The 8491-nt window shown below is 68.5% G+C and carries 7 protein-coding genes; 5 read left to right on the top strand and 2 right to left on the bottom strand.

Annotated features, from left to right (window positions below; all coding sequences use genetic code 11):
* The first annotated feature begins 285 nt into the window (after positions 1–285).
* The gene (locus CQ047_RS18485) at positions 286–1110 is read left to right on the top strand and encodes a DUF559 domain-containing protein (RefSeq protein ID WP_105677503.1); all 825 of its coding nucleotides are present in this window, start codon (positions 286–288) and stop codon (positions 1108–1110) included.
* A gap of 251 nt (positions 1111–1361) precedes the next feature.
* Here CQ047_RS18485 and CQ047_RS18480 read toward each other — a convergent pair whose 3' ends face one another.
* Positions 1362–2177, bottom strand: coding sequence for an alpha/beta hydrolase (locus CQ047_RS18480; RefSeq protein ID WP_105677502.1), 816 nt, complete (start codon positions 2175–2177; stop codon positions 1362–1364).
* Positions 2178–2312: 135 nt separating this feature from the next.
* Here CQ047_RS18480 and CQ047_RS18475 point away from each other — a divergent pair, with 135 nt between their 5' ends.
* From CQ047_RS18475 to CQ047_RS18465, 3 genes are all read left to right on the top strand, one after another.
* Positions 2313–2894, top strand: a complete 582-nt coding sequence (locus CQ047_RS18475; protein WP_105677500.1) for a TetR/AcrR family transcriptional regulator — start codon at positions 2313–2315, stop codon at positions 2892–2894.
* A gap of 216 nt (positions 2895–3110) precedes the next feature.
* Positions 3111–3398: an HU family DNA-binding protein gene (locus tag CQ047_RS18470; RefSeq protein ID WP_050724056.1), complete on the top strand. Its 288-nt coding sequence runs from the start codon at positions 3111–3113 to the stop codon at positions 3396–3398.
* A gap of 208 nt (positions 3399–3606) precedes the next feature.
* Positions 3607–5514: a cytochrome c oxidase assembly protein gene (locus tag CQ047_RS18465; RefSeq protein WP_105677505.1), complete on the top strand. Its 1908-nt coding sequence runs from the start codon at positions 3607–3609 to the stop codon at positions 5512–5514.
* 277 nt (positions 5515–5791) lie between these two features.
* Here the strand turns inward: CQ047_RS18465 and CQ047_RS18460 are convergent, their stop codons facing one another.
* Positions 5792–6865, bottom strand: coding sequence for a hypothetical protein (locus CQ047_RS18460; RefSeq protein ID WP_105677498.1), 1074 nt, complete (start codon positions 6863–6865; stop codon positions 5792–5794).
* Between the two features lie 112 nt (positions 6866–6977).
* Between CQ047_RS18460 and CQ047_RS18455 the strand changes: the two genes are divergently transcribed.
* Positions 6978–8372: an ATP-dependent RecD-like DNA helicase gene (locus tag CQ047_RS18455; RefSeq protein WP_105677497.1), complete on the top strand. Its 1395-nt coding sequence runs from the start codon at positions 6978–6980 to the stop codon at positions 8370–8372.
* Positions 8373–8491: the final 119 nt, after the last annotated feature.

The raw sequence follows: 8491 nt of genomic DNA, 5'->3' as shown, positions 1-8491 counted from the left end.
ATCCTCCCCCTGCATCCCTGCCCCCGCGCCGAGCTTCCCTGCTCCTGTATTCCTGCCCCGGCGCCCCGGCGCCCTGACCTGGCCAACCTCTCGCATGCTGGGGAGGAGTTCTCACGCTCGGGCTGAGGAATCCGGCAGAATCCTCAGCCCGAACGTGAGATCTCCTCCCGTCGTGCGATTCGCAGTCTTCCTCCACAGAGCCGGAAGTCCAGCATCTGTCCCCAGATCGTGGGTTCGGCGCCCAGCGAGGCCAGCACGGATGCCGCAGATGGGCATGATCGACGAATGGATCCGGTCGCCGCACTCATGAAGCGCGACGGCGTCGCGCGTGTCGAGACTCTCCGCCGCGACGGCGTCGCAGCATATGCCCTGCGTCGCGCTCGTGAGCGCGGCGACATCGTCTCGGTGCGACGCGGCTGGGTGGCCATGAGGGATGCCGATCCGCTGCTCGTCGCGGCAGCCCGTCGTGGCGTGGTGCTCAGCTGCGTGACGCTCGCCGCGCGCAAGGGGCTGTGGGTCCTCGACTCCTCCGAGCCGCACGTGGCGGCGCCGCCCACTGCGGGCCACGTGAAGACGATGCGTGGGGTGATCCACTGGAGTGTTCCGCTCGTTCCCCGCGACGTCGACACCTGCGAGGACTCGATGGAGAACGCGCTGGTCCTCATCTCCCGCTGTCAGCCCTACGAGAGCGCCCTCGCCACGTGGGAGTCGGCTCTGCGCGTGCGGGTCGTCGATCCCGGCATCCTGGAGCGCTCACCGCTCCCGCCGTCGGCGAGGCGTCTACTCGCCGACGCCCGGCCGTTCGCGGATGCCGGAACTGAGACGATCTTCCGTACGCGACTGCGGTGGCTGAACATCCCGATCACACCGCAGGTGTGGATACTCGGGCATCGAGTCGACTTCCTCCTCGGCGACCGACTCGTCATCCAGATCGACGGAGGTCATCACGTGGGAGCGCAACGCGCCAGCGACATCGCTCACGATGCCCTGCTGAAGCTGCACGGGTACCACGTCATCCGCATCGGATACGACCAGCTCATGAACCACTGGGCCGAGGTGCAGCGGATGATTCTCGCCGCGATCGGTCAGCGCCTGCACCTCGCGGCCTGAGCGGGCTCCCGTGCGGCGATGCCCCGCGGTGCTCCCTCGCCAGACCGAACGCACTCACGGGAGGAGTTCTCACGCTCGGGCTGAGGAATCCGGCAGAATCCTCAGCCCGAACGTGAGATCTCCTCCCGTCGGGCGATCCACGCAGCGCCCCGGCAACCTGCCCGGCCCATGCCCATGCCCATGCCTTGCTCTGCCCTGCTCTGCCCTGCCCGGCAACTTGTCCTGCCCTTGCCAGGCCCTGCCCTGCCCCGTCACGCGGCGTGCGACACGGCCCAGTCGAGGGCGTCGTCGGCGATCTCCTCCCAGCCGTCCTGGCTGACGAGTCGGTGCGTGCGTCCCGCGTACTCCCGGTACTCGACGACGGCGGGGCTGCCCGACGAGCGGTACTTCTTGACGAGTGCGCGCCCGATGGCCGGCGGCACGACGTGGTCGATCTCGCCGGTGATGACGAGCAGCGGGGCGCGATCGGCGCGGGCGTAGTCGACGTGGGTGACGCCGCCCTTCTCGTTGAAGACCGAGCCGACTCCCTCGAAGAACACGCGGTTGTACGAGTTCACGGCGTACTCCTCCCACAGGGCGTCGGATGCCGTACGCGAGAGGTCGTTGCCGAAGGTGAAGTGGAAGTGCCGCTTCGACAGCGGCTTGGCGCCGTTGATGCCGAAGGGGTTGGAGAGGATCGGGGTTCCCGTCCACAGCGTGGAGAGGGGGAGCGCGACAACGCCTGCCGTCTGTCCGGGGGCGACGCCGACGTAGGCGGCCCCGACGCCGCGGTCGGCGAGCATCTGGGTGATGACCCCGCCGAAGGAGTGGCCCATGATGATCGGCTTCACGGGCAGAGCGCGGATGATGCGCTCGTAGTGGTCGACGATCTTCTTCAGTCCGATGCCCTTCAGCGCGGAGGGGTCGCGTCGGATGTCTGCGACCGTGCGATCGTCGATGCCGGGCCACCCGGGGACGATCACCTCGTGTCCCCGTGCGCGGAACCGCTCCGCCCAGGTGTCCCAGCTCTTCGGCGTCATCCACAGGCCGTGGATCAGGACGATCGGCGTCTTCTCGGTGGTGCTCATGTCTTCTTCTCCTGGTTCGGGCCCCTCGCCTGCTGCGGGGGCTATGCTGATAGTAGACCGAACGTTCTATCTACTGCAATCTATTCCCGATGTCGAGAAGTCGCCCGACGGATGCGACGATGAGGGAGGACCATCATGAACACCACTCCGAAGCGCCCGAGCCCCGCCCGCACCCGACTCATCGATGCGGCGACCCACCTCTTCTACGAGGAGGGCATCCATGCGGTCGGCGTCGACCGCATCATCGACGAGGCACAGGTCACCAGAGCCACGCTCTACAAGCAGTTCGGCGGCAAGGAGAACCTCGTGCTCGCCTACCTGCGCAATGAGGACGAGCTGCTCAGGGGGATGTTCGCCGACGCGGGCGCCGCGGTGTCCGACCCCGACGAGCTGCTCGAGGCGGTGATCGCCGGCATCGCCGCCGACATCCGAGACCGCCACACCCGCGGGTGCCCGTTCATCAACGCGGCCGCCGAGTACCCGGATGCCGACGGCGCGGTGCGCGCGCTCATCGCCGAGCATCGGGAGTGGTTCCGCTCGACGCTGCAGAGCGTGGCGGAGGGGGCGGCGCTGGAGCGCCCGGCGGATGCCGCGGCATCCCTGGTCCTGCTGCGCGATGCGGCCCTGGTCGGCGGCTACCTCGATGGCGATGAACGCGTGAATCCGGCGTTCGAGCGCACGGCGCGGTCGGTCATCGCGGCTCACCGAGCCCGCTGAGCGTCGCGGCCATCACTGTTCGGGGCACGGTTGCGCCCCTCGAATCTGTGACTGAAGTGACAAATGTGACGCGACACGCCCTGAAAATGACCAAAACCCGCGAAATGACGCGGAAATGTCGGCTGTCGTTGATACATTCAAGGCGGTCACTCGACCAGGAGCATCCGCTCCGACTCACACAACGATGCGACGGGATCCTCGTCGCTGGAGGATGACATGGCTGACAAGTCCATCACCAAGACCGAGCTCGTCGCGAGCATCGCTTCCGCCACCGGCCAGAGCCAGGCCACCGTCTCGGGTGTCCTCGACGCGCTGTTCTCCTCGGTCTCCGACGCTGTTGCCAAGGGCAGCAAGGTCTCGATCCCGGGCTGGATCTCGTTCGAGCAGGTCGCGACCGCCGCTCGTACGGGCCGCAACCCGCAGACCGGCGCCGAGATCAAGATCCCGGCCGGCAAGCGCGTCAAGGTGACCGCTGGTTCCAAGCTCAAGGCAGCCGTCAAGTAAGACCGCTTCCTCACCGAAGGCCGCCGCCCCGCTCGGGGTGGCGGCCTTCGTGCGTCGGAGCCCCGCGCCGGTCGGGATGCCGCGCCGCGCGGCTTAGGCTGGAGGGGTGACTTCCCGCGCCGCGCAGCCCCCGACACTGTCGGCGTACCGTCTCGGCGGAGTCGGGCTGCTCCTCGCCGCGGGCGTCATCGCGGTGACCATCGCCCTCATGTACGGCGGGGGCGCTGAGCCTCTGCTCATCCGTGACCCGGGGCCGTTCGTGCGGTGGGCGCTCCCGCTGGTCAAGCTCGTCATGAACGTCGCAGCGGCGGCGATGCTCGGCTCCCTCGTCCTCGCGCTCTTCGCGCTGCGCAGCGGTGAGAAGTCCTTCGACACGGCGCTGAACATCTCCTCGATCGGCGCCGCCGTCTTCACGGTCACGGCGGGTATCACCGGCTTCCTCTCATTCATGAACGCCTTCGCGCCGAAGCTCAGCGCAGATGCGCAGTTCGGGGCGCAGCTCGGGAAGTTCCTCCTCGAGACCTCCCTCGGCCAGTCCTGGCTGATCACGACGATCGTCGGTTCCGTCATCACGGTGCTCGCCTTCGCATGGCGGTCGTGGACGGCCACTCTGATCACGGCGCTGCTGGCCGCGGCATCCTTCCTCCCGCTCGCAACTCAGGGGCACTCGGGTGATCTCGCCGGCCACAACATGGCGGTGAACTCGATCCTGCTGCACACCGTCGGCGCGGCGGTGTGGCTGGGCGGTCTGCTGCTGGTCATCCTGCTCCGCGGCCGGGGCGATGTTCCCGTCGCCGATCTGGTGCGGCGCTACTCGACCCTCGCGATCGCGGCGTTCGCTGTCGTCGCCGTCTCGGGCGTCACCCGGTCGATCGTCGCGCTCGGCGACTGGAGCGCGCTGTGGACGCCGTACGGCGGCATCCTGCTCGCCAAGGTCGTGCTCCTGTGCGCCATGGGCCTGCTCGGCGCCTGGTACCGGGTGCGGCTGATCCCCAAGCTCGAGGGTCCGCGCGCCGCCGGCTGGTTCTGGATGCTCGTGATGTGCGAGATCGCGCTGATGGGGCTCGCCTCAGGAGCGGCGGCCGCACTGGCGCGCACGCCCCCGCCGGTGGGAGACGAGGCGCCCTTCGTGCGCACGCCCGCGCAGAACCTGACCGGCTCCGAGCTTCCGCCCGAGTTCACCATCGACCGCTGGTTCACGCAGTGGGACATCGACATCCTGTGGCTGGTGGCCGCCGGGTTCGGGCTCTTCTTCTACCTCGCGGGCGTGCGTCGTCTGCGCCTGCGCGGCGACCGCTGGCCGATCCACCGGACGGTGTTCTGGGTGCTGGGTCTGCTGATGCTGGTCTGGGTCACCGGCGGGCCGATCAACGCGTATCAGGAGTACCTGTTCAGCGTGCACATGCTCGGACACATGATGCTGTCCATGGCGATCCCCCTGCTGCTCGTCGCCGGTGCTCCGGTCACGCTGGCGCTGCGCGCGATCCACAAGCGCGACGACGGCACCCGCGGCGGTCGCGAGTGGATCATGTGGGCCGTGCACTCGCCGTTCGCCCGCGTCGTGACCCACCCGTTCGTCGCGGCGGCGATCTTCATCCTGTCGCTGTGGGCGTTCTACTTCACCGATCTGGTGCGCTGGTCGATGTACGAGCACCTGGGCCACGAGTGGATGACGATCCACTTCCTGATCTCGGGCTACCTCTTCGTGATGAGCCTGATCGGCGCCGATCCGGTGCCGTACCGCCTGCCGTACCCCGGTCGCCTGATCACCCTGATCGCCGTCATGGCGATGCACGCGTTCTTCGGCATCGCCATGATGATGCAGGAAGGCCTGATCGTCGCCGACTGGTTCGGTTCGATGGGCCGCGCCTGGGGTCCGGACCCGATGCAGGATCAGTACATCGGCGGCGGCATCGCCTGGTCGATCGGCGAGATCCCCACGCTGATCCTCGCGATCACGGTCGCGATCCAGTGGAGCCGCAGCGACACCAAGCTGCAGAAACGGCGCGATCGGCACGCGGACCGCACGGGGGATGCCGAACTCGAGGAGTACAACGCCAAGCTCGCCGCCCTCGCCGACCGCGACCGGCGTCAGGCCGAGCGCGAGGCCCGCTAGGCCCTGTGCTTTCAGGCTCGTAGGCGTGCCGGCATCGCCTGTTCGGGAGGAGAACTCGCGTTCGGGAGGAGGTTTGGGCTGAGGTCCTCAGCCCGAACGGGATATCTCCTCCCGAACGGCTGGGCCGCGCTTGGGCACCCGGGCACGAGAACCCCGAGCACGAGAACCCCAGCGCGAGAACCCCGTGCTCGGCCAGCCGAGCACGAGAACCCGGACGCGAATCGCGGAAGTGCCGAGCGGATGCGCGGACTCGGAGGTCACTCCTCCGGGGGCGGGATCACTCCTGCGGAACCTCGCCGGGGGAGCCGACGCGGATCGACGCCGACCCGTCGGGGAGGATCGTGATGGTCCCGTTGACCTGGAACGGGACGTCTTCGGAGACCTCCTCCACGCTCCCGTCGAACAGCGACTTGATGCCGACGTCGACGTGGGCGACGGCATCCGTCGGCGGGATCTGCCACTGTCCTCCGTCGGGCACGACGGTGATCTTCGGCTGCGTCGCGATCGACCACACCGGCAGGGAGGAGAGGCGGTTGCGCACCTCGAGCCCGAACGGGCATGCGGTCGGCTGCAGCACCTGCTGGGTGGTGCACTCGGTGAGGAACTCCTCGACGCGCTGCTGCACGACGCCGATGAACTCGTCGGTAGGCGTCGTCTGCACGGAGACGGGGGTCGTGGCCAGCGGGGAGTCGGCGAGCACGCCCACGCCCTTCGAGGTGGAGATGGCCGTGTCGACCGTGATCGAGTAGAGCCCCGGAGTGAAGACGAGCATCGGCAGCGGATCCAGGGGTTGGGCTTCCGCCCCCGCGGCGGAGATCTGCCGACGGTCGACCTCGAACCCGTTGACCGCGTACTGGTCGGCGCCGCTCAGCGTGAGGTCGACGACGGCCAGGGGACTCGTCGCGAACCGCCAGTTCGGGGTGACTCCGGCCCACCCGTCCTGCGTCACGAGGAAGGTCGTCTTGCCCTCGTGCCCACCAGCCCGGTACGACACCGTGACGGCGGTGCCGTCGTCATCCGCCGGCTTCTCCGACACGACCTCGACATCGGTGAGGGCGGCGAGGGCGGCGGGCCGGAGCATCGCCTCCGAGGGCGTGCCGGTGATGCCGGACTTCTCCAGCGTCGCGCGATCGAGGGCGACCCCGGGGACGTGCAGAGCATCGGCCGCCCGACCGTTGGAGAGGAGATCGAGATAGCGCACGACGAAAGCGGACGGACCGTAGTACGACGTGTAGAGCACGGATGCTCCCGCCCCGATGGCGGCGAGCAGCATCGCGCCGACCAGGGCCAGCAGCGCCAGGTCGACGCCGAGACGGGATCGCCGAGGCGTCGTCGTCTCCACCTGATCCATGCCGTCAGTCTAGAAGCGCGTCCTGAGACGACGCCGAGCGTGACGCCGTGAGGCGCGCGCGGGCACGTAGCATGGTGAGCGCCAGCATCCGTTCTTCTGCCGTGAGTGAGCCGTGTCCCTACCCGCCCTGTCCGAGGAGCAGCAAGAGCTGTTCCAGCTCATCGAGGACACCGGCGAGCACGTGTTCATCACCGGTCGCGCCGGCACCGGAAAGTCCACGCTGCTGCAGTACTTCGCATGGAACACGAAGAAGCAGATCGCGATCTGCGCGCCCACCGGAGTCGCGGCGCTGAACGTCGAGGGACAGACGATCCACTCGCTGTTCCGGTTGCCGATCGGTCTGATCGGCGACTCCGACATCGACCAGAACGACAACACGCGCCGCATCCTCAATGCCATCGAGACGCTCGTGATCGACGAGATCTCGATGGTCAACGCCGACCTGATGGATGCCATCGACCGATCCCTGCGTCAGGCGCGCGGACGCCGAGGCGAGCCGTTCGGCGGCGTGCAGGTCGTCATGTTCGGCGACCCGTACCAGCTCGCCCCCGTGCCCCCGCGCGGCGACGAGGCCCGCTACGTGCAGGATCACTACCGCTCGTTCTGGTTCTTCGACGCCAAGGTCTGGGCCGGCGGATCAGGCGGCATCGGGTCGTCCGACCAGCAGGGGCTCTTCGAGGTCGACACCCGCGCCGAACTGCACGTGCGGGAGCTGGTGCAGATCCACCGCCAGTCCGACGACGGCTTCAAGGCGATGCTGAACGCCGTGCGCTACGGACGGGTGACCGCCGAGATCGCCGGAGTGCTCAACGCCCAGGGGGCGCGCACGCCCCCCGACCCGGAGCCGGGGGAGGTGCCGATGATCACCCTCGCCACGCGCAACGACATCGTGAACAGCATCAACAGCCGGCACCTCGCCGCGCTGCCCGGCAAGGAGCAGACGGCCCGCGCCGAGGTCAGCGGAGACTTCGGCCGCGGCGAGGCGGCGCTCCCCGCGGAGTCGGAACTGAAGCTCAAGGTCGGCGCTCAGGTCATGTTCCTGCGCAACGACACCGCCATGTCGGGAGAGCCGCCGCGGTGGGTGAACGGCACGATCGGCACCGTCATCCGCATCCTCGGTGAGAAGGTGCGCGTCGAGATCGACGGCGAGGAGGTCGACGTCGAACCCGCCGTCTGGGAACGGTTCCGGTACTCGTACGAGCCGACGACCAAGAAGCTCACGCGCGACGTCGTGGCCGAGTTCACGCAGTTCCCGCTCCGGCTCGCGTGGGCGGTCACGATCCACAAGTCGCAGGGCAAGACCTACGACCGGGCGATCATCGACCTCGGCTCCGGGGCGTTCGCGCCGGGTCAGACCTACGTCGCGCTGAGCCGGCTCACGTCCCTCGAAGGGCTGTATCTGTCGCGGGACCTGCGTCCGCGCGACATCAGGGTCGATGAGGACGTGCGGCGCTTCATGCGCGAGGCGTGGGAGGCGCGGTCGACGCCGGAGCTGCCGAGAGCCTGAGCGCACCGCCCTGGCCGTTGAGCGACGCTTCGACTCGCTTCGCTCGCTCAGCGACCGGAGAGGCACGCTCGCTCGACGACCCACCCGGCCGTTGAGCGAGGGAGCGCAGCGACCGAGAC

This window comes from Microbacterium sp. MYb72, assembly GCF_002979415.1.
GTDB lineage: Bacteria > Actinomycetota > Actinomycetes > Actinomycetales > Microbacteriaceae > Microbacterium > Microbacterium natoriense.
The sequence above is the reverse complement of the archived record's forward strand: the minus strand, read 5'-3'. Positions and strand labels throughout refer to the sequence as shown.

Excerpts from the sequence above, each read along its gene's own strand:
- CQ047_RS18485 (WP_105677503.1), top strand. The coding sequence starts at position 286 with ATGGATCCGGTCGCCGCACTCATGAAGCGCGACGGCGTCGCGCGTGTC.
- CQ047_RS18480 (WP_105677502.1), bottom strand. The coding sequence starts at position 2,177 with ATGAGCACCACCGAGAAGACGCCGATCGTCCTGATCCACGGCCTGTGG.
- CQ047_RS18475 (WP_105677500.1), top strand. The coding sequence starts at position 2,313 with ATGAACACCACTCCGAAGCGCCCGAGCCCCGCCCGCACCCGACTCATC.
- CQ047_RS18470 (WP_050724056.1), top strand. The coding sequence starts at position 3,111 with ATGGCTGACAAGTCCATCACCAAGACCGAGCTCGTCGCGAGCATCGCT.
- CQ047_RS18465 (WP_105677505.1), top strand. The coding sequence starts at position 3,607 with ATGTACGGCGGGGGCGCTGAGCCTCTGCTCATCCGTGACCCGGGGCCG.
- CQ047_RS18460 (WP_105677498.1), bottom strand. The coding sequence starts at position 6,865 with ATGGATCAGGTGGAGACGACGACGCCTCGGCGATCCCGTCTCGGCGTC.